The sequence below is a fragment of the Hungatella sp. genome (assembly GCF_046966825.1).
Map to the genome: position 1 here is coordinate 1 of NZ_JBKVCZ010000098.1, position 26,488 is coordinate 26,488.

23 protein-coding genes are annotated in these 26,488 nt (G+C 50.4%); 6 read left to right on the plus strand and 17 right to left on the minus strand.

Annotated features, from left to right (window positions below):
• The coding region (locus tag ACLTD4_RS23775) for a 3D domain-containing protein (RefSeq protein ID WP_412331607.1) at nt 1-289 on the plus strand (289 nt) is incomplete at its 5' end.
• Nucleotides 290-518: 229 nt separating this feature from the next.
• Nucleotides 519-1,247, plus strand: a complete 729-nt coding sequence (locus ACLTD4_RS23780; protein ID WP_002602470.1) for a 3D domain-containing protein — start codon at nt 519-521, stop codon at nt 1,245-1,247.
• A 117-nt stretch (nt 1,248-1,364) separates the two neighbouring features.
• Here the strand turns inward: ACLTD4_RS23780 and hemW are convergent, their stop codons facing one another.
• From hemW to gpr, 4 genes are all read right to left on the minus strand, one after another.
• Nucleotides 1,365-2,579, minus strand: a complete 1,215-nt coding sequence (gene hemW / locus ACLTD4_RS23785) for a radical SAM family heme chaperone HemW (protein ID WP_412331608.1) — start codon at nt 2,577-2,579, stop codon at nt 1,365-1,367.
• Nucleotides 2,572-4,386, minus strand: coding sequence for a translation elongation factor 4 (lepA, locus tag ACLTD4_RS23790; protein ID WP_055653994.1), 1,815 nt, complete (start codon nt 4,384-4,386; stop codon nt 2,572-2,574). The genes hemW and lepA overlap by 8 nt, the downstream gene beginning before the upstream one ends.
• Before the next feature lie 92 nt (nt 4,387-4,478).
• On the minus strand, nt 4,479-5,912 hold the full coding sequence (gene spoIIP, locus ACLTD4_RS23795) for a stage II sporulation protein P (protein ID WP_055653996.1): 1,434 nt from the start codon (nt 5,910-5,912) through the stop codon (nt 4,479-4,481).
• An 88-nt stretch (nt 5,913-6,000) separates the two neighbouring features.
• Nucleotides 6,001-6,978, minus strand: a complete 978-nt coding sequence (gpr, locus tag ACLTD4_RS23800) for a GPR endopeptidase (RefSeq protein ID WP_055653997.1) — start codon at nt 6,976-6,978, stop codon at nt 6,001-6,003.
• 470 nt (nt 6,979-7,448) lie between these two features.
• Between gpr and rpsT the strand changes: the two genes are divergently transcribed.
• The gene (gene rpsT / locus ACLTD4_RS23805) at nt 7,449-7,712 is read left to right on the plus strand and encodes a 30S ribosomal protein S20 (RefSeq protein ID WP_055653999.1); all 264 of its coding nucleotides are present in this window, start codon (nt 7,449-7,451) and stop codon (nt 7,710-7,712) included.
• 107 nt (nt 7,713-7,819) lie between these two features.
• Here the strand turns inward: rpsT and ACLTD4_RS23810 are convergent, their stop codons facing one another.
• Entirely contained in the window at nt 7,820-8,116 is a 297-nt protein-coding gene (locus tag ACLTD4_RS23810) for a hypothetical protein (RefSeq protein WP_055654001.1), read from the minus strand.
• A gap of 477 nt (nt 8,117-8,593) precedes the next feature.
• Here ACLTD4_RS23810 and ACLTD4_RS23815 point away from each other — a divergent pair, with 477 nt between their 5' ends.
• A complete protein-coding gene (locus tag ACLTD4_RS23815) occupies nt 8,594-9,235 on the plus strand; it encodes a superoxide dismutase (protein ID WP_117621328.1) in 642 nt (213 codons plus the stop codon).
• A 108-nt stretch (nt 9,236-9,343) separates the two neighbouring features.
• On the opposite strand, the gene holA is transcribed toward ACLTD4_RS23815, so the two are convergent.
• From holA to ACLTD4_RS23850, 7 genes are all read right to left on the minus strand, one after another.
• The gene (holA, locus tag ACLTD4_RS23820) at nt 9,344-10,315 is read right to left on the minus strand and encodes a DNA polymerase III subunit delta (RefSeq protein WP_002602463.1); all 972 of its coding nucleotides are present in this window, start codon (nt 10,313-10,315) and stop codon (nt 9,344-9,346) included.
• A gap of 84 nt (nt 10,316-10,399) precedes the next feature.
• On the minus strand, nt 10,400-12,910 hold the full coding sequence (locus ACLTD4_RS23825; RefSeq protein ID WP_321013903.1) for a ComEC/Rec2 family competence protein: 2,511 nt from the start codon (nt 12,908-12,910) through the stop codon (nt 10,400-10,402).
• Between the two features lie 17 nt (nt 12,911-12,927).
• Entirely contained in the window at nt 12,928-13,887 is a 960-nt protein-coding gene (locus tag ACLTD4_RS23830) for a GerMN domain-containing protein (RefSeq protein ID WP_025530558.1), read from the minus strand.
• A 19-nt stretch (nt 13,888-13,906) separates the two neighbouring features.
• Nucleotides 13,907-15,352 carry a sensor histidine kinase gene (locus ACLTD4_RS23835; RefSeq protein ID WP_117621330.1) on the minus strand — a complete coding sequence of 482 codons (1,446 nt, stop codon included), beginning with the start codon at nt 15,350-15,352 and terminating at the stop codon, nt 13,907-13,909.
• A gap of 28 nt (nt 15,353-15,380) precedes the next feature.
• The gene (locus tag ACLTD4_RS23840; protein ID WP_117621331.1) at nt 15,381-16,247 is read right to left on the minus strand and encodes a DegV family protein; all 867 of its coding nucleotides are present in this window, start codon (nt 16,245-16,247) and stop codon (nt 15,381-15,383) included.
• Between the two features lie 58 nt (nt 16,248-16,305).
• Complete coding sequence (locus tag ACLTD4_RS23845) at nt 16,306-18,072, minus strand: ABC transporter ATP-binding protein (protein ID WP_055654009.1); 1,767 nt, start codon at nt 18,070-18,072, stop codon at nt 16,306-16,308.
• 8 nt (nt 18,073-18,080) lie between these two features.
• Nucleotides 18,081-19,331 carry a hypothetical protein gene (locus tag ACLTD4_RS23850; protein WP_055654011.1) on the minus strand — a complete coding sequence of 417 codons (1,251 nt, stop codon included), beginning with the start codon at nt 19,329-19,331 and terminating at the stop codon, nt 18,081-18,083.
• 160 nt (nt 19,332-19,491) lie between these two features.
• Between ACLTD4_RS23850 and ACLTD4_RS23855 the strand changes: the two genes are divergently transcribed.
• Nucleotides 19,492-20,187, plus strand: a complete 696-nt coding sequence (locus ACLTD4_RS23855; RefSeq protein WP_117621332.1) for a hypothetical protein — start codon at nt 19,492-19,494, stop codon at nt 20,185-20,187.
• A 67-nt stretch (nt 20,188-20,254) separates the two neighbouring features.
• Here ACLTD4_RS23855 and ACLTD4_RS23860 read toward each other — a convergent pair whose 3' ends face one another.
• The 5 genes from ACLTD4_RS23860 to ACLTD4_RS23880 form a co-directional block, all read right to left on the minus strand.
• Nucleotides 20,255-20,812, minus strand: a complete 558-nt coding sequence (locus tag ACLTD4_RS23860; RefSeq protein WP_002602455.1) for an ECF-type riboflavin transporter substrate-binding protein — start codon at nt 20,810-20,812, stop codon at nt 20,255-20,257.
• Between the two features lie 70 nt (nt 20,813-20,882).
• On the minus strand, nt 20,883-21,725 hold the full coding sequence (locus tag ACLTD4_RS23865) for an S-adenosyl-l-methionine hydroxide adenosyltransferase family protein (protein WP_002602454.1): 843 nt from the start codon (nt 21,723-21,725) through the stop codon (nt 20,883-20,885).
• 22 nt (nt 21,726-21,747) lie between these two features.
• Nucleotides 21,748-22,584 (minus strand): energy-coupling factor transporter transmembrane component T family protein, encoded by an 837-nt coding sequence (locus tag ACLTD4_RS23870; protein WP_002602453.1) that lies wholly within the window; start codon nt 22,582-22,584, stop codon nt 21,748-21,750.
• Nucleotides 22,581-24,296: an ABC transporter ATP-binding protein gene (locus ACLTD4_RS23875; RefSeq protein ID WP_117621333.1), complete on the minus strand. Its 1,716-nt coding sequence runs from the start codon at nt 24,294-24,296 to the stop codon at nt 22,581-22,583. Before ACLTD4_RS23875 ends, ACLTD4_RS23870 begins: the two co-directional genes overlap by 4 nt.
• A 30-nt stretch (nt 24,297-24,326) precedes the next feature.
• A complete protein-coding gene (locus ACLTD4_RS23880) occupies nt 24,327-25,847 on the minus strand; it encodes a GntR family transcriptional regulator (protein ID WP_117621334.1) in 1,521 nt (506 codons plus the stop codon).
• Between the two features lie 332 nt (nt 25,848-26,179).
• On the opposite strand from ACLTD4_RS23880, the gene ACLTD4_RS23885 reads away from it, so the two are divergent.
• Nucleotides 26,180-26,488: alcohol dehydrogenase catalytic domain-containing protein (locus tag ACLTD4_RS23885; protein WP_412331609.1), on the plus strand; the 309-nt coding region annotated here is incomplete at its 3' end.

The following is a 26,488-nucleotide window of genomic DNA, read 5'->3' on the forward strand; positions in this document are numbered from 1 at the left end:
GTCCCTCGGGATCTTCAAGACCACCGGATACTGTGGATGCAGTAAATGCTCCGGCGGCAGCGGCCTCACCTATTCCGGTACCGTGCCGCAGGCAAATCACACCATATCAGCAGACATCACCGTACTTCCCCTGGGAACAAAGGTAATAATCGGTGAAACCGTTTACACGGTGGAGGACATCGGAAGCGGAGTGGACGGCCATACCGTAGATCTCTACTTCTCAAGCCACCAGGAAGCACTGGATTATGAAGTAAAAAAACAGGAAGTATTTCAGGCAATTGCAGAGTAGATCCTGAATTATAATATAAGAAGAAAAGCCTTTCAATCAACACATCAGAACGAATAGAGACGCCTTATGAAACATCGGGCGTCTCTATTTTTTTATTCATATCCTTGACAAATCTGGAAAATAGTGTAAAATGTGTACTTGTACCTCATTTATTACAAAACTGTTACATATATATATAATATATTAAAATATGTTACAGCCAGTAAAAAAGAAAGGATGTATTTATTACATGAAACGATTGAAACGAAATCAACTGTTCTTCGGAACTTTACTTATGATGACATTTTTATTAGGTACCGCCGTCCCGGCTCTCGCAGGGCAGACACCCGGAGTTCTGGATTGTGTGGAGGGCGACAGCGTCCGGGGCTGGGCCTGGAACAGCTCCGATCCCGCTTCCGCGGTAGAAGTCAAGGTCACAGTCACCAATCAGGCGACAGGACAGACAGAAGCCGAGTACACGGCTCCCGCCGATGACTATCGGGAAGATCTGGTCAGAAAAGGCACCGGAACCGGCAATTACGGATTTGAAGTGATCGTACCGTGGGAATCGTATGAAGACGGTTCCTATCTCGTTGAAGCCTACGCATCAGGAATGAAGCTCTCCAGCCCGAAGGTTCACAGTGTCGGCGACATGCAGGTCATGAGCTCTGACGGAAGCGCAGGAACGCTCCGCTCCCTCGGTGTCTTTAAGACCACTGGCTACTGCCCGTGTTCCGCCTGCTCCGAGGGTTGGGGACGCCATACCAGCACAGGAGCCATTGCCTCCGCCAACCACACGATCGCGGTTGACCCGAGAGTGATTCCTTACGGAAGCAAGATTATGATCAACGGCGTGATCTATACCGCAGAGGACCGCGGCGGCGCAGTAAAAGGAAACCACGTTGATATCTTCTTTAATACACACGGGGAGACGAGGGCATATGGTACCAGAAGTGCGGAAGTGTTCCTGGTTCAGTAAGAAAAATAATTAGGGCAGACCCTGGATGGTAATAAAAAGGAACAATACAAAACCGCTGTTAAATTAGAATGGGAATCTTTCTAATTTAACAGCGGTTTTCTGTACCATTTATTTTCATCAGTCCAGCAGGAACAGGCTCATCGCATAGTTGCTCAAATCAAGCCCCCGCTCGGTCAGACGATAGTAGCCGTTTTTATGTTCCAGCAGGCCCTCCCGCTCCAGTTTGTCGATCACACCGCCATAGACGTTTCGTATACTCTGTCCAAACCGGGTGATAAAGCCTTCTACCGATACACCCCGTGTCAGGCGGAGCCCCAGGAACATGAACTCTTCCATCTTGGACTTTACGCTCAGCTGCTCCATATCCTGTCTGAGTGCCTGACAAAACTCTGCCTCGTCGTCGAGATGGGCCGATACGTAGCTTTGGAAATCGGACGTATTGTGGAAACGGCATCCCTCCAAATAGGAGGAGGCCCCCAGTCCCAGTCCCAGATACCCGGTTCCGGTCCAGTATCCCACATTATGGCGGCATTCGAAGCCGGGTCTGGCATAGTTGGATATCTCATACCGCTCATACCCCTGTTCGGCCAGACAGTTCCTGGTCATGTAATACATTTCCCGCTCGGTGTCCTCGTCCGGAAGATCCGGAAGCGCCATTAAGCGGCGGCGTTCCTCCTGAGACATCTCATAGCTCTCCATCTCCACATGGCCGCCGTAACGATCGTAAAACGGCGTTCCTTCCTCTACGATCAGACTGTAGGCAGATATGTGTTCCGGCTTCAGCATAGCCGTCTTTTTCAGCGTATTCTTCCACGATTCCGGAGTCTGTCCCGGAATGGCGGAAATCAGGTCCACATTGACGTTCGTAAATCCTGCCATGCGCACCCTCTGGAAACTCTTTAAGAATTCGTCGTAGGTGTGGATTCTCCCAAGATAGCGAAGCTCCGTGTCATCCGCCGACTGAAGTCCCATGCTGACGCGGTTGATTCCAGCTTCCCGGTAGGCGACGAGACCTTCCATCTTCACCGTCCCCGGATTGACCTCGATCGTTATCTCTGCATCGGGCGCAATGTCGTAGTGTTCCTTAAGCGTCCCCATGATGGCTGTAATATCGGTCACATCCAGGACAGAGGGCGTTCCCCCTCCCAGAAAAATGGTATCAACCTGATACTCCCGTACAAAGCTGCTCTGAATGCGTATCTCTTCCAGCAGCTTGTCCGTATACTCCCGGCGCATCCGCATGTTACCCGGAAACGACAGGAAATCGCAATAGGCGCATTTCTTTGCACAGAAAGGAATGTGCACATAGATTTCCAATTTCTTTTTATTCATCATCTAACTTCAGTACGCTCATAAATGCCTTCTGTGGTATCTCTACGTTACCAATCTGGCGCATACGTTTTTTACCTTCCTTCTGCTTTTCAAGGAGTTTTTTCTTACGGGTTATGTCACCGCCGTAGCACTTGGCAAGTACATCCTTGCGCATGGCCTTGACGGTCTCTCTTGCAATGATCTTTCCTCCGACGGCCGCCTGGATAGGGATCTCAAACAGCTGTCTCGGGATCTCCTCCTTCAGCTTTTCGCACATCCGGCGTCCCCGGTCGTAAGCGGATTCCGCATGTACGATGAAGGACAGCGCATCCACCTCTTCCTTATTCACCAGAATATCCAGTTTCACCAGCTCGGAACGCTCATACCCCTTTAAGTCGTAATCGAAGGAGGCGTAACCTCTGGAACGTGATTTCAAAGCGTCAAAGAAGTCATAGATGATCTCATTGAGCGGAAGCTCGTACTTCAAAAGGGCACGGGTTGCTTCCATATATTCCATTCCCAGATAGACGCCGCGTCTCTCCTGGCACAGCTTCATGATCGCTCCCACAAACTCGGTGGTCACCATGATCTCCGCGCTGACAATCGGCTCTTCCATGTATTCGATTTCGGACGGATCAGGGAGATTCGACGGGTTCGTCAGCTGTATCATCTCACCGGTCTTCTTATAGACCCGGTAAATAACACTGGGCGCCGTGGTTACCAGGTCCAGGTTATACTCTCTCTCCAGACGTTCCTGGATAACCTCAAGATGCAGAAGTCCCAGAAAACCGCACCGGAAGCCGAAGCCCAGTGCCAGAGACGTCTCCGGCTCGAAGAACAGGGATGCATCATTAAGCTGAAGCTTCTCCAGCGCGTCCCTTAAATCGTTGTATCTGGCGCCATCCGCCGGATACATACCGCAGTACACCATGGAGGTGACTTTCTTATAACCCGGAAGCGGCTTATCACAGGGATTGTCTGCGTCCGTAATCGTATCACCCACGGCAGTGTCCTTCACATTCTTGATACTGGCTGTCACGTAGCCAACCATACCCGCGCTCAGTTCGTCACAGGGGATAAACTGGCCCGCGCCGAAATAGCCGACCTCCACAACCTCTTCCACCGCTCCGGTAGCCATCATACGGATTCTGACGCCCTTTTTCACACGGCCTTCCATGATACGGCAGAATACAATGACACCTTTGTAGGAATCGTACAGAGAGTCAAAGATCAGAGCCTGGAGCGGCGCGTCCGGATTCCCCTTGGGTGCGGGAATCTTCTTCACAATGGCCTCTAAGACCTCCTCAATGTTCTCGCCTGTCTTAGCCGAAATCCTTGGAGCGTCGTGGGCTTCAATTCCGATGACGTCCTCAATCTCTCCCACCACACGTTCCGGCTCCGCACTCGGTAAATCGATCTTATTCAGAACCGGAAATACGTCCAGGTCATGATCCAGCGCCAGATAGACATTGGCCAGCGTCTGGGCCTCGATTCCCTGAGATGAATCTACCACGAGCACAGCGCCGTCACAGGCCGCCAGGCTCCGGGACACCTCATAGTTAAAATCTACATGCCCCGGCGTATCGATCATATTGAAAATGTATTCCTCTCCGTCTTCCGCCTTGTATACGGTACGGACGGTCTGGGCCTTGATGGTGATTCCGCGTTCCCGCTCCAAATCCATGTTGTCTAAAACCTGGGCCTGCATTTCCCGGCTTGTCAAAAGTCCGGTCTTCTCTATGATTCTGTCCGCAAGGGTTGACTTCCCATGATCAATATGGGCGATAATGCAAAAATTGCGTATTTTACTCTGGTCAACAGTTGCCATTTACTTTCCTCTTTTCCATTTTTCTGCAGTTGATGATACAAATACAAAATGACACGGCAATGATGTTCCTGCCTTAAAAATATACCATTTTTTTAATTTCCTTGCAACACCATATTCAGAACTTCCGCAAGCGGTTCCATGGCATTTCGTGCTTCCTGGTATGTATTTGTCTGTGCGCCGACCTCAATTAACACGGACCTCGGACGAAGATGGAGATTATACCGGAGGCCCTTGATATAAATTTTCCTGGTCAGACCCGGAAAATAGGCCGCCGCATCCAGCTGCATCTGGAAACTGAATGCCAGATTATCGCTCCGGTACGGATTGGGCAGATACTCGATCGGTCCCTCCGGAGTCTGGCTGACGCCATTGAAAAACATGATGGGAGCCGTCGGCTTTCCATTCACCTCATTGACCATGTGAAGGCTTTCATTGACCCCATCCCGGTGCAGATCCAGGATGACCTCGATGGAGGGATTCTCCTGAAGAATCCTCGTGACCCCGTCCAGGGCATATGTATACGCTTTATTCCGGTCCAGCTTTCCGTTCTGAAGGTCATAGACTGATTTGTCATGGATCACATGATAGCCCTTGGCCGTCAGAAGCTCCGTCAGATAATTCCCGATCCCAATCACGGTTGCTTCCTTGTTATCGGGTCCATAATCGGAGAATTCCTCCTGGGAATGGGTATGGTAAATTAAAATCTGCGGTTTGTCGTTACCTCCCTCCAGTGTAAAGTCCTTTGCCAGAAATTCATCCGCCTTCATAAGATCACGCCCCGCAGTCGTCGAGGTGTGCACGCTGTAAAAATGCTTCATCATGTAGTCGTAGTCGGCCAGCTGCTCTTTCCTGTAGGTTTTGCCGATGAGAGGCAGGACGCTGGCAGCACACGTCATATTATCGTCCTTTTTCGGGAGGGCGGCGGCGTTTCCATTGATTCCTGCGTTTTCGCCGACTCCTGTGTTTTCGCCATTTCCTGTATTTCCGCTGTCTCCCGCGCTTCCACCATTACCTGCATTTCCGCTGCTTCCCGCGGCTCCATCGCCATTAGCGGCCAGCACCGTCGTGCCGGCCTGCTCCATGGTACCGGCTCCGGTCTCTTCACCGCCGTCATACATCAGGTACTGATGTTCCTCATAGAATTTTCCGCTTTCCAGATACCCTGCAAATGCCGGATCTTCTTCCTTATAGTTTATTTCACCGCCTTCATCCCTGCCCAGATACCGGTACAGAGGTGACTGCCCAAATATGAAGCGGCAGATAAGACCGCTGATGCTTTCCTCTTCCGCTTTAACCATCTTCGTCTCATTTTCTTCTGCCCGTCCGGCAGCCGGATAATTCATACGCCAGATCCACTCGAGCCCGGCATCCGCCTGGCCATTTATCAAGGCAGTAAGCCGCTCTCTGTCGAACGCCCGTCCGGTTCCCGCTGCTCCCCTGATCAAGAGGAGGACGGCAAGTACCAGGCCGGTGATAAGCATCATATGTCTGATGAGCCAGTTAATCCTTCCGCCCTTCTCCTTCATAAACACCTTCCTGCATTTCTTTCACGGCGTCCCGGAAAGAAAAAAGTCCCTCGCTTATATACTATGCAGGAAAATCACCATTTACCCCTTACTCCTCTTCCTCTCCCATAAAAGCGAGATGGATTCCCTCGGAAATGGTATAGCTCAATTCCTTAACCGTCTCGTCAATATCCGGAGGAGTCACATAAAGTGGGCCGAATTCCGGCTCCAGCAGCTCCCGGATGAGATCATACTGCTCGTCAGAGCTCATGCTTCCCACAAAATCCCCCATTCCTTTCGTCTCCATCCCCTTAGACAGGGCGGCAATCATGGCGGATACGGTGTCATGCACGATAGCTGCCGCTCCCACCACGGTAGGGACACCGATCGCCATAACCGGAATCCCCAGACTTTCCTTCGTTAAGCTGTGACGGTGGTTGCCAACGCCGGAACCCGGATGAATTCCCGTATCGGTCAGCTGAATGGTGGTTCCCAGCCGTTTCACGCTCCTTGCTGCCAGCGCGTCGATTGCAATAATCAGGTTCGGCTTCGTCTCATGAATAATCCCCTTTAAAATTTCCGCGCTCTCCATCCCGGTCTGAGCCATGACGCCTGGAACAATACCGCTGATGACCGGCATACTGCGCCCATTCCAGAACTCATCCCCATACTGTACCTTCAAATGTCTCGTGACCTGAAGATTGTTAAGCACTCTCGGCCCCAGAGAGTCCGGTGTCACAGAGCTGTTGCCAAGGCCGACCACCAGAACATGGAAACCGGAGGCCCGGTAGTCTTCTCCCTCCAGAAGCTGCCCAATTTGCCGTGCCAGTTCTTCCGAGACCTCTCTGTGGTAGTTTTCATCTTTTCTGGATAACTGGTCCGCCTCCAGTGTAATATAGGAGCCCATCGGTTTCCCCATGGCTTTTTCGCCCTTCTTATCCAGTATTTTCACTTCCGTCATCTTGATCCTGCTGTCCGCCCGATGCCACTCTCTTAAGGATACCCCACTTATTTCTCCGCCATTTCCCGGAAAGCTTTCCTTCTCCTCTACTGCAAGATCCGTCCGAACTTCGAATGTATTTTCCATATTTCTCACCTTTCTTTAACAGTTCACGACCCGTCGGCACCTGCTGTCCGGTCTGCCCCGACCGGTTTACCCGACCTTTCCTGTGACTTTGCAGGGTATTAGCAATTCTTAACGCGCAGGATTTTTCGTTCAGGGGAAATCCCCACCTGTTTGAGCGCAGCGAGTTTGGGGATTTCCTCTGGTTTTTAGAAAAATTCTGCACGTTTAGAAGTGCTTATGCCCGAAACCGGAACAGGAAAGGTCGGGTAAACCGGCCGGGGCAGACCGGACAGCAGGTGCCGACGGGGCGTGAACTGCGACTTTTTTTCTTTTCTCTGGTATTTTCTGCAAAAAATCAAGAATTATGTATTGACATTAGAAGCTTTATTCGTTAAAATACTAAGGTATGTTTACATTGAACTGTCCGTGTCCAGGCTTTGATGCAAAACAAAGAATAACCATATATCAATTAAAATTGGAGGTGTACAGATTTGGCTAACATTAAATCCGCGAAAAAAAGAATTTTAGTTAACGAGACTAAAGCTGCTAGAAACAAAGCGATCAGATCCAGAGTGAAAACATCGATTAAGAAGGTTGACGCTGCTATTACTGCCGGTGACAAGGCTGCTGCACAGGCATGTTTAACAAGCGCAATCGCTGAGATCGATAAGGCTGCTACTAAGGGAGTATATCATAAGAATACTGCTTCCAGAAAAGTATCCCGTATCTCTAAGGCTGTTAACGCAATGGCTTAATTCATAGAAAAACCTGATAAATAAAGGAATTCCCCATTCGGCTTAACCCACTGGATGGGGATTTTTTTGTTTTATTATATTTTGATTTGTTACTGCTTTGTTGCTGTTTATAAAAAGATTCTAATATTTATAATAGGAAGAAACAGGATAAATAAAATACTTAAGGCGGCCCAAACGGACCGCCCTTTTTTGCAGATATCATTAGCAACCACAATTATTCTGCCTGCAGGAGGCATTATTACAGCCATCTCTAAATCCGGCCTCATAAGCTTCCTTTCTTTCTCTGGCACATGGATCAAAGCAGCAATTATTATTGTTATTACAATTATTTTCACAGGGATTGCTGCATACGCATCTGCAGCAATTATTACAGCTATTATTTCTACAACCACACCAGTTACCACAAAGACATCTACATATATTACACATAATTTATTTCCCCTTTTTTATATATGTTAAATTATAATTTATTATATGCAGAGAGGGGACAAAGGTGACAAGTAGTGATGGATCATCCCCGTATTCTGGATCAGATTTCGTACCAGATCCATGCAGTCAAGCCGGGCCTAAAGGACCGAAGCAGCCAGATTTCCATTCTTATGCGCTCTGGCATAGCAACGGCCCCGAAACGCCTTATTTATCTTATAGTTTAATCTATTTTATCACAATCTTGCTCTACTTTTAAAACATTTTGTCTATTTCAAAAAAATGCATCACAAACAGAAACTATATACGTTATTAAAGTGAGTTGTATTTTGCAGCTCATCCCCCCAGGGGCGGAGGTTATCCTTCTCCTCCTCCGCCCTTTAAAAAAGAAAAGCACTTCTCACGGCACGCTTCCCGACAGCATATGATAGAAAAAGCGCATAAGGAAGTTACCCTTGACCAATCTTACTTATCATTATCCATTCACCAATCCCCCGCTGCCATACGCCTATCAGGCACTCGAACCCTATATTGATGAAAAGACCATGAAGCTTCACCACGACCGTCATCTTCAGACTTACGTTGACAATCTCAACAAGGCGCTGGCTGATTACTCCCGTTTTCATAATTGGACGCTGGAACAGCTTCTTTACAATATTGCCAGCCTTCCTGAGGAGATCCAGACAGCGGTACGAAATAACGGCGGCGGAGTTTACAACCACCTGCTCTACTTTACCGGCCTGGCTCCCGCTTCGAACCAAATGCCAACCGGTGCACTGGCCGAAGCCATCCGCAGGGAATACGGAAGTCTCGACGCCTTTTTAAAGAAGTTTAAGGAGGCCGCGTTATCCGTCTTCGGCTCCGGATACGCCTGGCTGGTAGTCGCCGCAGATGGTTCTCTCATGATTACTACCACAAAAAATCAGGATACTCCGCTCCCACTGGGCTTGTGCCCCGTCTTCAATCTCGATGTCTGGGAGCACGCCTACTATTTAAAACACTATAATCTCAGAGCCGACTATATCGACGATTTATTCCATGTAATAAATTGGGAACAGGCAGGCCAGCGTTATATGGCATGTTTTCAGATGCAATAAAATTCAATATCTGAATTTGTATAGAAAAAGGAAGGAAGCTTACCATCAACGGTATCTTCCTTCCTTTTTTCTTCCTTTTTCATTCCGCCATAAAGACTTCTCAACGGCTTAAAATTTTCTTGTAATCAGCAGTTCGACCGCCATCCGGTCATTCAGCCGCCCGGTCTTCACCGCTTCTTCCGCTTCCACGCACTGAGTCACACAGGAAAGGATCTGCTCCCGTGTAAATGTCTTGGCCTGGGGCATCATCTTGCCTGCCACAAACGGCGGCACCTTGATTCGGGAGGCGATTGCCCCTTTATCCATTCCCTTTGCCATCAGTTCCTTCACCTGCAGAATCTGATTAAACTGCCTGGCAATCAGAAACAGAATTCGCATCGGCGGTTCCTTGAGCGTAAGTAAATCTTCGTACAAATCCATGGCCTTTTTCGTCTGACGGTTCACAATGGCTGTCACCATATCAAAGATCTTATTGGTCACACGAACCGTACAGATCGCTTCCACATCCTCGTCCGTAATCACGTCGCGCCCCATAGTGAAGCTTACCAGTTTTTCCAGCTCCATCCGGATATTTTCCATATCATCTCCGGTCATATTTAAGAGAAGCTCCATGGTACGCCCGGTAATCTTCTTCCCCTCTCTGGCCAGAATTCCTCCTGCCCACCTGGAAAGCTGCGCAAAATCCTGTCTGGCCATCTCCGCCGCATAGCCGATTTCCTTCACCTTTTTGAACATCCGGCTGCGCTTGTCCACTTCAGATTCCACAAAAATGATGCAGGTCGTATCCGGCATCTGAGGCAAATAAGCGACCAGCTCGTCTGACGCACCCTTGAAGAATCCACTGTCCTCGACCATAATCAGGCGTTTTTCCGAGAAGAAAGGCATTGTGTCTGCAAGACTGATGAGTTCGTTCAAATCCAGCCCCTTCCCCTCGAAATAATTATAATTCATGGTATCATCGCCGGATATGGCCGTTCTCATCTGGTTTTTATAGCTGTTTTTTAAAAATGCCTCATCGCCGTACAGCAAATACACCGGTTTGAAGCTATGATTTTTAATATCCTGAGTGAGATTCTGCATGATGTCTTTCCTTTCTACCTGCCTTTCGTCACTGGTACCATTATACTAAGGGAATTCCGATGCGTCAACGAACAAAAAACGCTCTCAATCCAAAAACGCCTTCCACCTCACCCTTTTCCCATCCGTCTTCATCGTAATCGCTCCCCTTTCCGCCGTTCCATAGATTTTCACGCTTCGGTCACCCAGACGTTCCAGTACCTCCTTATGAGGATGGCAGTAGGAATTCCCTTCCGCATAGGAAATCACCGCCCATTTAACGCCCAGGGCGTCTAAAAATGCCTCTCCGGAAGAAAACCGGGAACCATGGTGAGCGGTCTTCAATATCTGAATCTCCGACAGCACGCCCGTTTTTTCCGATAAGGCAGACAAAAGCCGCAGTTCTCCCTCGCCGCTCATATCTCCGGTAAATAAAATATGGCAGTTTCCATAGTCCACCTTCAATACCTCGGACTCCTCGTTCTTATCCGCAGGCAGATCAGAAATTCCCGGATAGAGACAGGTCACGCCAATCCCTTCCATATAAAAGCTTTCTCCAGCTTCAATCAATGATACTTTTGTTCCCCTGGCCCTGGCCAGTTCAGCAAGGCTTAGGAGCGCATCATCTTCCCTTCCCTGGCAGGGAAGAAGCAGATTGCGTATCTCGATCTCCTCACAGGACTCCAGAAGATAGCGAACACCGCTTATATGGTCCAGGTCGCCATGACTGACAAAGGCATACTCAATCACCGATACCCCACAGCTCTTCAGACACGGCTCCAGCCGGTACTCTCCCAGCTTCTTCTCTGAAGTACTCCCCCCATCTATCAGCATGGCGCCGCGGCCGGAACGAAGCAGAATTCCATCCCCCTGTCCCACATCCAGAAACAGAATCTCCATCCCGTCAACAGGGCGCGGCATCAGAATACAGGGCAGAAATACGCAGATACAGAAAAACAGGGCCGTTCTCAGCCATATTGGGTGGGATTTTTCGGCCATTCCAATTATTTCGTCTCCTTCTATTCCCCCATTTACCTCTTCTCTCTCTTTTCTCTCTTTTACCTCTTTTCTCTCTGATACCTCTTCTCTCTCTTTTTCCGCTTCGTCTCTCTTCCCTATCACTCTCTTCATCCCGATCAGCACCACCAGCAGCACCATATAGTAAAGAATCACAGCCGCAGCAGCCGGCCTTCCCATCACCAGCGTATGATACGGAAGGCGTTCCGTCCCATGGCAGAGCCATTCATAAAACCGCAGTATATAGTGACCGGTTCCCGCGGCCAGCGCACCCGCCTTACAGGAAATCCCGCCCAGCAGAGCCGTCCCGATCCCGGAGCATATGACACCTCCCATCAAAGGAATTACCAGCAGATTCAGGAAAATTCCGTAAACAGGGAACTGAAAGAAATCCCACAGAATTACCGGGAGCGTCACCAGCTGAATCGCAGCACTCACCGCCAGCGCGCCCAGAATTTTTCGTTCCTTCCCCAGATAATCCTGAATGACAGGAAGCACGCCTCCCACGGCAAAGACAGCGCCGAACGACAGCTGAACACCTCCCTGCGTCAAAAGCTCCGGCGTTTCCCATACCAGCATCAGAAGCGCCAGGGACAGCGCCGACAGGAGATCGTAGGTCCTTCCCAGATAAGAAGCCAGGAAACCGGTGCTCATCATGACGACGGCCCGCACCACGGAAGGTGATGCGCCGGTCATCGCGCCGTAGCAGAAGATAAAAGCAGCTCCCGCCAGTCCGGCTCCTTTATAGCCTAAACCGGCTTTTCTTAACAGCTTATATCCCCCCATTCCGATAATTGATAAGTGAAGGCCGCTGATGGCCAGCAGATGAGCGATACCGTTCTTCTGATATAAATCCTTAATCTCGCTGTTCAGCGCTTTCTTATCCCCTAAAACGGCCGCAGAAAAGATACCCGCGTCTTCCACCGCCGCAGATCTCATAATATTATGCTTCGCCTTTTCCCGGATTTGCCGCAAAAGCTCCGGAAGCGGGGAGACGTCTCCTCCTGAAATCTCCACCTCTTCCCCATACATGCGGCAGTCCACCCCCTGCCCGCGGTAATAATTCCTGGAATCAAACTCACCCGGATTCCTGGCGCGTGCAAATAACTCCAGCTTGCCTCTCACAGTAACATCGATGCCGATCTTAAAGTCCCGGGCGTCCGGCATATCTTCCGCCCCATCCGTTTTCCACGATACCAGGACACAGGGAATCTGCCAGCTCATGCTGAAGGACCGGCCCTCTCCGCCCCCCACCAGCGGCCGCACCACATTTTCCTCAATCGTAATCTGTACCTTTCCTTCAGACTCTTCCACTGCACTCACCCGTCCATGCAGCTCCGAATAGACGCCGGCCATCTCCATGCAGGCCCGTTCCCGCGCTTCCCATTTCAGCTTCGTAACCCCTGCCCGTCCCATTCCGAGCAGCACAAAAAGGAGGAACACAGGCAGCCACACGGCACCTTTGCTCCTCCTTTTCAGGCATACTGCACCTGTTCCCGCCGCCAGAAGCGCCGGAATCAGAAGTCCTGATGTCAGAGAAAGCAGAACGACGGTCTCTCCAAGTACGAATCCCCCTGCTATCAGACATAATGGACGTTTTATAAATACTTTCCTCCTGTTTACTGCGGACTGTCTTCGTTCTCCGCGTTGTAATCCAAGTTGCGTTCAAACAGCTGGTTTAAGGATATGGAATCCCGGAACATCACATCCTGGGAACCATTGACCGCGATCTGCACTTTATTGACAGACGAAACGGCGGCCAGAGAATTCACAATGGAATAGACTGGGATATATTCCTTAACATCCAGCGAATTATTTAAAAATGATGCGTCAAAATTCAAATAACAGACGTTTTCATTGACCGATACGTTTAACAGCTTCGTATCCTTTGGAAGCGTCGCGTTGATTCCCGGCCTGTCCGGCCCGGCGATCAGCTGTTCCACCACCAGCTTCTCCAGTGATGTGGTCACGTTATGTACGACCTCCCGCTGCTCTTTCACCAGCTTTTCTCCGGTGCTGTCTGCAAAATACAGGGTCAGCTCCGTCTTCTCAAACGCGTTGACATTGCTGATATTATCGATAAAATCGGCTCCTGTCATGGCGCCCACCGGCACGCCGGTGCTGTCCATCAAAGGCTGCTCCGCCGTATAGATAGCCACGTAGTCCACGCCCTCCGCCTGGGTCAGTGTCCGCACGAGAGCGGCCCTGCATAAGATCTCCCTCGTCGGATTCATCATGGCGTAATTGTTGTCAAAATAGAGGTAGAGTACCGTATCCTCCAGCTTATACCGTTCAAATCCCACTTTATCCGGGACAGCCGACTGGCGGTCTAAATCCTGCGGCACCGTCTTAAGCTGCTCCATCAGATTGGTGATCTTCCAGTCCGTCTCTGTGGCTGTCCCGTCTGCCGGCATCTGCGGCATCGTATAGTCCTGCGGCTCCAGCCTCGTCATGGAGGAATTCATATAGTAGATCTGGTACACTCCCTCCGTCTGTTCCTCATTCCCGTCTCTCCTCTGGCAGCCTGCCAGAACGACAAGAAGCACCAGGAGGAGCAGACTGTATATCCATCGTTTCATAAATTACGTCCTCCTGTTTCTATGGAATATAGGTGAGCGGGATTCTCACGGTAAACGTGGTTCCTTCGCCTTCCCTGCTGGTAAGCCGGATCGCTCCCTGATGCATCAGGATAATATTCTTCGTGATGGCGAGGCCCAGGCCGGTACCCCCGGTCTCCCTGGAACGTGCCTTGTCCACGCGGTAAAATCGTTCAAATATGTGCTCCTGGAATTCCTCCGATATGCCGATTCCGGAGTCTGCCACCTTGACGTAGAAAAACTTGTGATCCGCGTCGAGAGTGACGCGCACCCATCCGCCTTCCACGTTATATTTAATGGCGTTTTCCACCAGATTGTTGAGAGCCAGGGACAGTTTTACCTCGTCCACGTCCGCCGTCACCTCGCGGATGCTCTCAAAGGTCAGCTCCACATTGCGTTTTCCGGCAATCGGACGGAGTCTCTTTAATATCAGCTCCAGCAGGCCGTTGACATTCACCTGCGCAATGTTTAACTCGGCCCCCGCCGTCTTGTCCATGCGGACCAGAGACAGAAGGTCGTCGATAATCTTGCTCTCCCGGTCAATCTCGTCCGAGATATCCGTCATAAATTCCCGGTACAGCTCCACCGGTACGTCATCCATACTCATCAGGGAATCTGCCAGAACACGGATGGAGGTGATGGGCGTCTTCAGCTCATGGGATACATTCGATACGAATTCTTCCCTCGACTGATCCACCGCCTTTAGTTTTTTCAGCGTCTTGCTGATCGATTCCGTAATCTGCCGCGTCTCCGTATACGCGTTGGAGGAGAGTTCCTCATCCAGGTTGCCTTCCTCCACCCGTTTCAGCTTCCACTGCAGCTCCTTAAACGGATTCATCAGAAGCTTGACGAGAAGCACGACGAGAATCGCCAGGATGGAAAATATCATGAGGTGCAGGAAGCTGCCCTTTTCCGACACGGAGGACAGCCGCGTCAGCAGATCCTCGGTGGACGCCGTCACGATCATGACACCGTCGATTACCTTGTCCTCGCTGTTGGAGTAAACCGGGATCGTCAGAGCCGCGTAATTCTTGTCGGAATTATACTTGCTGCTGTTCTCCCCGTTGAAGCATCGGATCACCTCCTCCGATACGTTCAGCTTGCCAAGAGACAGCGAAAATGTATCGGAAACAATCCGGAAATTCTTATTGACGATGACAATTCTGCCATTGAACATGTCCGCTTTCACAGACATCTCATTGTCTAACAGCGTATCCCTGGGTTCATTCACCAGGTAGCCGCCCCGCGTCATCTTATTGCTCAGGATCGAGCACTGGTTCTGAATATCCTGAATCCGCGCGTCGATCTGGTTCTGCCTGTAGGTTCCCAGCATGATCTTATTCTGGATCAGCATGGGAGCCAGACCGACGATCAGGAAGAACAGGATCAGCACCAGCCTTAAGCTTACGGTGTGTTTCAGTTTAATCGGTTTTACCTGGAAGAACATCTTAAGCACACCTCCCGGTCTGTTCCGCTCATAGAGACAGCTTCTTCGTACAGGCGACGGCCAGCGCTCCCGGTCCGATGTGACAGGACACGCTTAAGGATAAGTGATCCACGTAGATATCGCCGGCCTTCGGGAACAGCTCCATCAGTTCCTTTTTAAATTCAAGAGCCGCCGTCTCATTATCCGTATGGGCCACCGCCATATGGACAGCCGCACCCTCCGGATCGGAAAAACGCTCCTCCAAATCCTTCTTAATGGCTGTAATCATCATACTCTTCGCCTGCTTCATGGTTCTCGCCTTGGCAAATGCATCCAGTTTTTCTCCCTGAATCGTCAAAACCGGCTTAATCTTCAAAAATGTTCCCAGCAGTGCCGCTGCCGGCGTAATCCGGCCGCCCTTTTTTAAATACTCCAGGGTGTCCACCGTAATGTAGATGGTAGAATCGAAGGCCGTCTCTTCCAGCACCATCTTAATCTCTTCCGCGCTCATTCCCTGATCCGCCATGGCCTTCGCCTCGAGAACGGACTGCCGCTGTGTAACAGAAATTCTCTGGTTATTGACCACCAGCACCTTTCCGCCGAAGTCGGCGGCCAGCGCGTGGGCCGTCTCGCAGGAGCTGCTTAAGCCGCTGGACATGGGAATGTGAATCACAGCGTCGTGATCCTTTAACAACTCGTTCCATAAGTCGATCAGAGACGCGGGTGACGGCTGTGACGTGGAGATATCCGCGCCCTCCGCCAGCCTCTCATAAAATGATTTCTGTGTAAGGCTGATATCCTCAAAATACGTCTCTCCAGCCATCATAAAGGGCATCGGAACCACATAGATTCCCGCCTGTCTTCCCTGCTCCTGTGTAATTCCGCTGTTACTGTCCGTAACAATCGCTACTCTCATCTGCTATTCTCCTTCATTTTCCATCAAGTGCCTCCCGGCGTAAATACGCCGGACCGCACTAATTCTGCTCCGCTTCGCCTGCGGAGGTGTACAGCTGGTAATAGATTCCCTGCTTCTTAATCAGTTCCTCGTGATTTCCTTCTTCTATGATATTACTGCCGGACAGGACAAGGATTCTGTCCGCGTTCCGGATGGTTGTCAGCCTGTGTGCAATCGTAAGGGTTGTCCTGCCCGCCGCCAGACGTTCCAGGGACTGCGATACCAAATGTTCGCTCTCGTTGTCCAGGGCAGATGTGGCCTCATCCAGGATCAGGACGGGCGGATTCTTTAAAAATACCCTCGCTATGCTGATCCGCTGCTTCTGGCCGCCTGAAAGCTTCACACCGCGCTCGCCCACATACGTGTCGTAGCCGTCCTTCAGCCCCATGATGAATTCATGGGCTCCCGCCATCTTCGCCGCCGCAAGGATTTCTTCCCTGGAGGCACCCGGATGGCCGTACTCGATGTTCTCATAAACCGTACCCGAGAATAAATACACATCCTGCTGCACGACGCCGACGCTTCCGCGAAGGCTCTGCAGCGTTACATTCTTAATATCCTGTCCGTCCAGCAGAATCCGTCCCTCGGTAGGGTCGTAAAAACGCGGGATCAGATTGCACAGCGTCGTCTTTCCGCCGCCCGACGGCCCCACCAGGGCAACCTTCTCCCCCGGCCTGATCTTTAAATCGATATTCGAAAGGACCGGATTATGATCATCCGGATATTCAAAGGACACACGGTCAAATGTGATGCTTCCGTGTACATCCCGTAAGGGAACCGCCCCTTCTTCATCGAAAATATCCACCGACGCGTCCATCAGCTCCGAGAAACGCTCGATTCCCGTCATTCCCCTCTGAAACTGCTCCGCAAATTCGATAATTCTGCGGATTGTCGCCAGAAGCGTCGTCACATACATGGTATAGGCCACTAAATCGCCGGGATCGATAAGCCCCTTAATCATAAAGATGCCGCCCGCAACGATGACTACCACGTACATCAGTCCGTCAAACATGCGGATGGTATTCTGGAACGCCGCCATATACTTATAGGTCTGGCGCTTGATATTTAAAAATTCCTGATTATCGCGATTGAACTTCTCGATCTCGACACCCTCGTTGGCAAAGGCACGGACCACCTTGTTGCCGAGTAAGCTGTCCTCGATTCTGGCGTTCAGCTCACCGATATGGTTACGCTGTTTCTTGAATGCCCTCTTCACCTGAATGTTGAAGTAGGAGCAGGAGACCGCCATCACGGGGATAAACACAAATATGATCACCGTCAGGGGAAGATTGATTCCCGCCAGTATGACAAAGGACACCGCGGTCTTCAAAAAGGCGATAAAAAACTCTTCCGGACAATGGTGGGCGAACTCCGTCACATCGAACAAATCGCTGGTGATCCTGGACATGATCTGTCCCACCTTCGTATTGTTGAAATAATTATCCGACAGCTTCTGCAGATGTTCAAACGCATCCTGACGCATATCCGTCTCAATGGCGGCGCCCATCACATGGCCTGTGTACGCCATATAGAAGCTGGCCAGACCGTCCACAATCCGGAGGGCAAAGTAGAGCACACCGATGCCCACAATCGTCTGAACGGTCAGTGATGCCAGATCCTTCAGTCCCTGATTGGTGATATAGCGCAGGATCAGCGGCAGAATCAGCTCGCAGACCGTGGTCAGCGAGGCGCACAGCAGGTCAAACACCATAATCCGTGTGTATTTCTTATAATAGGGAACAAACCGTTTTAAGAGTGTTCCCGTTTTCATCTCTTTCTGTTCCATAAAATCCTCTATTCCGTTATTGTAATCTTTTTCACCAGATCAAGAGCCCATTCCATCTCCCCGGGCTTCCTGCAGGTTATGTTGATATTGGTTCTCTGTTCTTTGTAGAGAACCTGGGCGGACATGTTGTAAACCATCTCTCCGTCCTTCTCTTCGGGCGCATAAAAGACCGCTTTTCCCTTTCCTTTATCCACATCAAACAGGAACTCCTCTTCCGGCGTCCCCTGTTCGAACCATGCTTTTTTAAATTTGGATGTGCCGCCTGTACCTAAGACCACCGCGTAAATGTAGAGATCATGACCGCCGTATTCCACGCCGTCGTAGTAATGATCCATGCCGTTGCGGCAGTTTTCATCGAACATGAAAGATCCCGGCAGGCAAAATTTCATATTGCCCAGCTTCCGGTAAATGAGATGTCTCCGGCAGCCCACAAAAAGCTCTCTCGAAAGCGGCTCCGCATGGCTTACATCCACCGGTTCATGCTCTGCAAGGCGGCATATCTCCAGATATTCTTTTAATGGAAACGGCAGACTGGAATCCATGGCCAGCGCCTTTTCCAGGCACTCGATAATCCTGTCATTGACCTTCTTATCCGTCTCGCACCTGCTGGAGGGCATAAAAAAGCAGCTCTGATTTAAAAGCACCAGTGCGCAGTTTCTGTAGTAAACGGCATCCTTTTCAATCTCATTCCAAATAAAAAAATCCCTGGCAAATGCCATACTGAGTCCTGAATTCACGACTCCGCGAATTTCCATAAACGAAAAAGGGCGGATATGTGTAATCAGCTTTCCTTCCTGCTTCTCCGGTATATAGTAGCTGGAAGGCCAGCAAAATGTATATTCCGGCCCATTCTCCCATCCGGACACCAGTTTCATCAGATCCATAAACCACTGATAGAAATACTTTCTCCGCATAGTCAGAAAATCTCTTCTCCAGTAATAGCCCGTCTTGTCATCAACTTTTAATTTTAATTTTCCTTGCCCGGCCAGCTGCTCTAAAAATGCTATGACAGCCACATGAAAGCCGGGCCCCACGATGTTGGTCTGGGACTCCCCCCGCAGAACCCGTTTATCCCAGTGGAACCATATATAGCCCTCTGGACAGAGCCTGCAAAGCAGACATCCGGATAGAGACTCGCATGTATAGCCCTGCTCTCCAGCCAGTTCCTTAATCATCGTCTCCGCGGCATCCGGCGTCCATTCACGGTAGCCGGTCAGCCGGTTCTTTGGCCTTAACGCAAACCTGATCCTAATACTCATCTGAAACCCTTCCTAATATGTCTTTCTCTATTCTATCGTATTTTGCTCAGAAAGGGAAGCATAAAACGCCCTTACTTTTTTCTATTTTCATTTCTTCATAGACGAAATTGTGATTGAGAGGTATAATTTACCTATATTACCATATGCAAAGGAGAACATCATGCCATACTGTCCTAAATGTGACATGGAATTTATCAAAGGAGTTACCGTCTGTTCCGACTGCGGCGGTCCCCTGTTTGAATCGAAGGAGGAAGCCCTCGCCATGCAGAAGGCGGCGCTGGCAAAAGAGCCGGACGCCCTGATGCAGGAAGACCTGGACAGCGAGGAATCCGGAGAGGAATCCGGGGCGATGCCAAAGGCGGAAAAGCCGGTGCGCCCGCCCGCTGCCTACGTGAAGAAATCTCAGAAATACGAAGACCGTAAATCCAGCGCCTCCGCATTTTTACTGGTTGGAGGAGCCATCACCGTCTTTGCCGTCTTATGCTGGGCAGGCATTTTCGACATGCCGATGGCGGGCTTTTCCAAGTACCTGATTCAGGGTACACTGACCGTCATGGGAATCGGCTGTCTGGTCATCGCGATCCTGACATTCCGCTCCGCAAAGGGCATGGTCAGTGAGATTGAGGAAGAAGAAAAACAGACGGAGGAGCTGATCTCCTGGTTCCTCTCTGCCTATCGCAGGGAAGATATTGACAGGCGGCTCGATGCTGATTTTTCTGATTTGGGCGAGGATGAGAGGAATCTGAAGCGGTTCGAGCTGATTTCTGACCTCCTCATTACCTCGAAGGACCTTCCCGACCAGGCTTACGTGGATGCGCTGTGTGAAGAGATCTATTCAAAGCTGTTTGACGAGTAATGCGTGAATAACGAAGGAACCGCCGCCTGCAGGTCTTGCCTGCCGGCGGCGGTTCTTTTAAACTGATTTATTCCTTTGTCAGGCTGCCCTTCTTGGAACGTGTCTTGCTGTAGAGTACCAGCAGGATTGAACCGATGACGCCTGCAGAAATCGCATTGCTGATAGCAGCTACGACGCCCTGTGTCACGACCAGGTTTGCCGGCTCTGCATAGACAACGACATCCAGAAGCGGTGCTACGATAACCCACGCTACAAAGTTACCGATAATCTGGTAAATGTTGAAAAGAACGATATCCTTCTTTCCAAATTCACCGTCTTCCACATGAAGCTTCGGATATACGAGACCGATAATGAAGCAGGAAATGCCGCTGGCAACTACCCAGCTCCACCATATAGACCCATACTGAATACCGTCAGACAGCGCATGTCCGATGAATGCAATCAGTCCGCCCGCGATCGGTCCGAACAGAGCGGCGAAAAACGCGCCGATGCCGTATGCGGTCTGAATGTCGGTTTCCGGAATTCCGGTCGGAATCTTCACGTACATAAATAACAGGGTGAATAAAGCCGCGCCAAGTCCGGTTGCAACGATGGTCTTTGTTTTGAACTCAAATAACTTTTTCATGATTACCCTCCTTTGGTTGGTAGATTACGAGTTAAGACTACTCAAATTCCCATAATTTGTCAAGTAAATTCTACTTTGTAAACTCAACCGTCCATTCTGGCCCGTATCCCAGATTATACTTGTCACAGAAGCTTCCCTGGCTGACGGCCAGAGACACCTTCATAAGCTCATTGTTATAAATCATCGGATCGCCCTTTTCAGCGAAACCGAAGCTCTGATGGAATAATACCTTCTGCTGGAAAGCCACCTCTCCGTCATGCTTTACTGTTACATTGACATAGTCACCGTAAGCAAATCCCGCGCGGTTAAAGTCTTCCAGTCTGATGTTCGTCCATAAGTTTCCAAAGTTAGGATCATTGATTTCGAATACGCCGCAGGCCTTTCCCTCTGTAATCTCCGGTTCCAGAATCGGGTGCTCCACGATCTCCTCCACCGGGTACTCCGGTCCTACGCCCTCAAAATCGATGATTCCGCTGGCCAGACGAGCTGCTGTATAGCCGAATAAATCACGGCCGTGGAAGATGGCAACGCCTTCCGTGCCTTTTCCTCTCAGACGGTTTACTGTCTCGTCGATCTCACGCACCGCTTCGATGCCGATCATCTTCTTTACATGTGTCAGAGAACCATTATCCGGCGTTACGATATAGTATCCGTCAACCGTCTTTGCCACACAGGCGCGGCGCTTCGTTCCTACTCCAGGATCCACGACAGACACGTAAACGGTTCCTTCCGGCCAGAACTGAAGGCTCTGATATAAACGGTAGCTGGCGCTCCAGGTGTCATACTGCGGAAGCTCATGGGTGCCGTCCATAATCTCCAGCTCACGGTCCACACACTTCACCACGCCGTACATGGAGCTGACTGCGCCTTCTTTGTAAGTAAAATCTGTCTGAAATACTAAAATTGGTTTCATAGTTTTTCTCCTTTATGATTGTTTAAATGAATGGGTTATAGAATCTGGAACCTCCATTGACAAAAAATGTCATAGCCAGAGATCCCAGGAAAATCGCCAATGCTGCCGCCATCGCGCACCAGTCCACAGTCTTTAATGGCTTTGCCACGTACCATGTCCGATTTTTCTTCTTTCCGAAGCCGCGTAAATCCATGGCATTGCTGATCAGCTCAATCCGGTCCAGCGTGGAAAAGATCAGGGGCACACAGATATTCATCACATTTTTCACCCTCGTTCCGAGCTTTTCCTTCCTGGATAAATCCAGTCCTCTGCTCTGCTGTGCCAGCGCGATATCCTGGTAATTCCGGATAGTATCCGGAAAATACCGAAGCGTCAAAGACAGCGCGTAGGCCGCCTTGTAATTACAGCCCACACGGTTGATGGACGCCGCAAACTCACTTGGGTTGGTCGTCAGTAAGAAAATCATTCCCAGAGGTACCACGGAGGCGTATTTGGCCACCTTCGTCACCTGATAGAGCAGCTGCTCTTCCGTCACCGTATAGCGGCTGTTGAACCGAAACAGCTCGTGGGTCGTTCCGTAAATTTCCGTTCCGTACTGCGGACTGAAGATATAGGTCAGCACAAAGTTGATAGCAAGAAATACGACAACGTAAATTGCCATCAGCTTGATCTGTTTAAACTGCAGACCCGACATGGCGAAGAAGATGACGGACAGCACCATTACAAACAGGATGTAGCGGATATCGTAGGAAAACATGACCGCGAAGGTCAAACCGATGAAGCATACCAGCTTCGTAAGCCCCGATAAATTAAAGATTAAATTATCCCGGTCTATGTAGTCGAACAATTTGCTTTTCATGCGTGACGAAGCCCCCTTTCGTAATCGATGAAGTTCTGAACGAAGCCCTCCGGATTCTCCACCCCGCATGCCACGGCCAGCTCATAGAGGGAGGTGATCTTTAAGTTCGCCTGCTCCGTTATCGCCTCATTGGTCAGTATCTCCGCCGAGGTCGCATCCCCGATCTTCTGTCCGTCGGAGATCACAATGGCGTGAGGCGTATACTCCAGCATCAGATGCATGTCGTGGGTAATCATGATAATGGTGACCCCCTCACTGTTCAGGCTCTTTAAAAATTCCATGATCTCCGTATAGTGGTGGAAATCCTGGCCCGCCGTGGGCTCATCCAGAATCAGGATCTTCGGATCCAGAACCAGCGCAGAGGCAATGGTAACACGCTTCTTCTGGCCAAAGCTCAGCGCGGAGATAGGCCACTTCTTAAATGGAGCCAGTCCGCAGATCTTCAGCGCTTTCTCCACACGTTTTTCCGTCTCCGCCTCATCTACCCCCCGAATTCTCAGCCCAAGCGCCACTTCATCGTAAATCATGGGCTTACAGATCATCTGATTGGGATTCTGCATCACGAAACCGATCATCTGGGAACGCTCCTTGATCGTCTTCCCCTTCAAATCTTCGCCTTCGTACAGAAGACGTCCCTCGTCCTCCGTGACAAATCCGCAGATTACCTTGGCCAGGGTGCTCTTGCCGGCGCCGTTGGTGCCCACGATGCTGACCATCTCCCCTTCTCTGATGTGGAAATTGATGTCCTTCAGAATTCTCCGTTTCTTCGTATACTGGAAGCTTAAATGTTCCGCCGCCAGAATATCGGGCCTGTTATTCACTTCCCGGTCCGGCACACGGCTCAGAGCCCATTTCTGCACCGCGTCCTTTACCATGTCGATCCGCAGCGTCTCCATACGGCCAGGGCGCATATCCGGCGTCACCCTGACTCCCGCGTACTTCAGTGCAGTGGCATAGAGGGGCTCCCGGATTCCCATTTTCGGAAGGATGTCCGCCGCGATCAGATCGTCCGGCGACATGTCTGCTGCAATCCGGCCATCATTTACCACCACGATCCGGTCCACATCGCGGTAAAGCACATCCTCCAGACGGTGCTCGATAATCACAACCGTCTTTCCCAGTTCCTTCCACACGTGATCGATCAGATCGATGGCCGTCTTTCCCGTGGCCGGGTCTAAATTGGCCAGCGGCTCGTCAAAGAGCAGGATATCCACGTCATCAACCATGACGCCTGCAAAGGATACTCTCTGCTTCTGTCCCCCGGACAGCTCGAAAGGAGAAGATTTCAAAAGCTTTCCCATGTCCACCATGTCCGCCACCTTCTGGACGACTTCCTTCATCTTACCCTGGTCCACACAGTCGTTTTCCAGTGCAAACGCGATGTCCTCGCCCACCGTCAGTCCGATGAACTGGCCATCCGCGTCCTGAAGCACGGTGCCCACCATTTTCGACAGCTCGAAGATATTCATCTCCCTCGTCTCCCTGCCGTTGATTTTAAGGCTTCCTTCAATCTCCCCCTTATAGGCAAAAGGGATCAGACCGTTTAAACAGTTTCCCAGGGTGCTTTTACCGCTTCCGCTGGGGCCGACGATGAGAACCTTTTCCCCTTCATAGATCGTTAAATTGATATCATGAAGGGTCGGTTCCGCCTGGCTGAAATAGTGAAACTGGAATGAATTGAACTGAATAATTGGTTTCTTATTCGTATCCATATATGCCTCCTAGTTATGAGCATTTGGCGGTTACGCCTGCAGCTGACAGTCAACCTGATATTTGTCAGGAATGAAATAATATTTAATCCGGGCGGCGGGTGTATAATCCGGCCCGTATAAAATCTGTTCCATATGAAGAAGCACAGTTCCCTCCGGTATATCCATATAGGAGATCACCTGTTCATCGGCGGCCACCACCTGAATTGTCATGTGGGCTTTCACCGCCTTCTGATAAATCAAACTGTCCATAAAGTGAAGAAGCTGTTCCTCGTCGGGTTCCTTTTCATCTATGCCGCTCCCCATGATCACCTCCATGGGAATCTGCAGAAAGGACTGGCCGATGGGACCTTCTTCGCCCCAGTATACGTTATTGCTCGCCAGGACTTCGTCGCCGTCCTTAAGCTTTAGCTTCTGTTTTGCAATATTCGTCGGAAGTCCGATATTGTAATCCATAGTCACCCGGCTCACCGGTTCCTTGGCACACTCTCTCAAAAAATTATACAGGTTCTTCTTTTCATTTCTGCGGCAGTCGTAGGATACGAAGGTTCCCTTTCCCTGCCGTTTATAGATAAATCCGTCCTGTGTCAGAATGGTCAGCGCCTGCCTCAGCGTGTTCCGGCTCACCTTATAGGCCGCCGCCAGCACATTTTCACTGGGAAGAAGGCTGTCCTTCTCATAGACGCCATCCATTAAATCCTGAAACAGCCGGTTATAAACCGGTATGTAGGATGGCAGCCGGCTCTTTCCCTCTTCCGGCTTCCTAGGGGTCAGCGTTCCCCAGATTCCGGCCTTCTGAAAGCCGATCTGCACGAATAGATTATGTTCTTCCCCTCTGTCGCAGAAGAGACACGGTTTCTTCCCCTCCGCCAGAATATCGCGGCTTATCCGGCTGACCAGCAGGGACTCTAAGTTCTTTCCCCGTTCCGTTACCTTCACAGCCGCACCGCCTAACATGACGGTAAACGGACTCTTTGCCGCGCTGTTCACATGGGCGATCATTTCCCCGTTCCGCTCCAGATAGAGGTGGGTCCCGTCTCCGCTCTTTAACCGGTCCGCGATCATCTCTTTTGAAGCATAAAGCGCGCGTATCTCCGGTATCGTCATAAGAAATGCATGAATCTTATCCTCGTCTCCCGGCACGCCCTTTTTCATGGTCACGCCCTCCGGCAGTCCGGCCTCGCCGATGAGGTGCGCACTGTCCTCCAGGAGATAGAGGTTCTTCTCCGCCAGCTCATATCCGGGAAGCCATCTGCCGACCGCTTTCGTCAGCTCCGCCTTTCCCATGATCACATCCGGCTTCCATTCTTCGGTGAGTGTTCTTAAAAACTCCCCGTCGATGTTCCCTGCCTCCCCTGCCACAATTAAGTTCCCGTAAAATTTCAGATAAACATGAGTAATCCGGTCTTCTTCCAGCCCCGCGTATACGGTCTGAAACTCCTGATCGAATCCGTAATTGCCGATATCTGCCAGCAGAAATGTGTGATAGACCGCATCATTCTGCAAAAAATCCAGCAGCCCGCTCTCATCTTCCCCGGTACATCTCTTAACCATAGGCACCTCCCGTCCAACTTGTTCAACAAGTTAAGTTTAGTACAGAGATCCCCTTCTGTCAACACATTTCTACAAAGTTTACAGGTAAAATCATTTACTTTTTGTTCAGTCTTTCGGATATGCTTTCATATAACAGTTCAGCCTCTGCTGGGAGCTGCCGGATATTTTTCTAGGCATGCGCATTGACAATTGGGAGGACATTGACTAGACTATTATACAGAGTATGGTAAGAGGTATTTTTACCGCTTTTAAAGTATGGAGAGGAGAAGCTTATGTCACAAAATCAGGTATTACAGAACCATACATCACAAGACCATCCCCGTAAAGAAACCATGAAGGCCGTCGTCTACGAAGGCAATGGAATCCTGCGTTTAGAGGAACGGCCAATCCCTCATATCATGACCCCCAGGGATGCCGTCGTGAGAGTTACGCTCACCACCATCTGCTCCAGCGATATCCATATCCTGCACGGCGCGGTTCCCAGGGCCGTTCCAGGCACCATACTGGGCCATGAATTTGTGGGGATCGTGGAAGAAGCCGGAAGCGAGGTGACGCGGGTAAAACCAGGCGACAGGGTTGCCGTCAATGTGGAGACCTTCTGCGGGGAGTGCTTTTACTGCCAGCGCGGCTATGTCAATAAC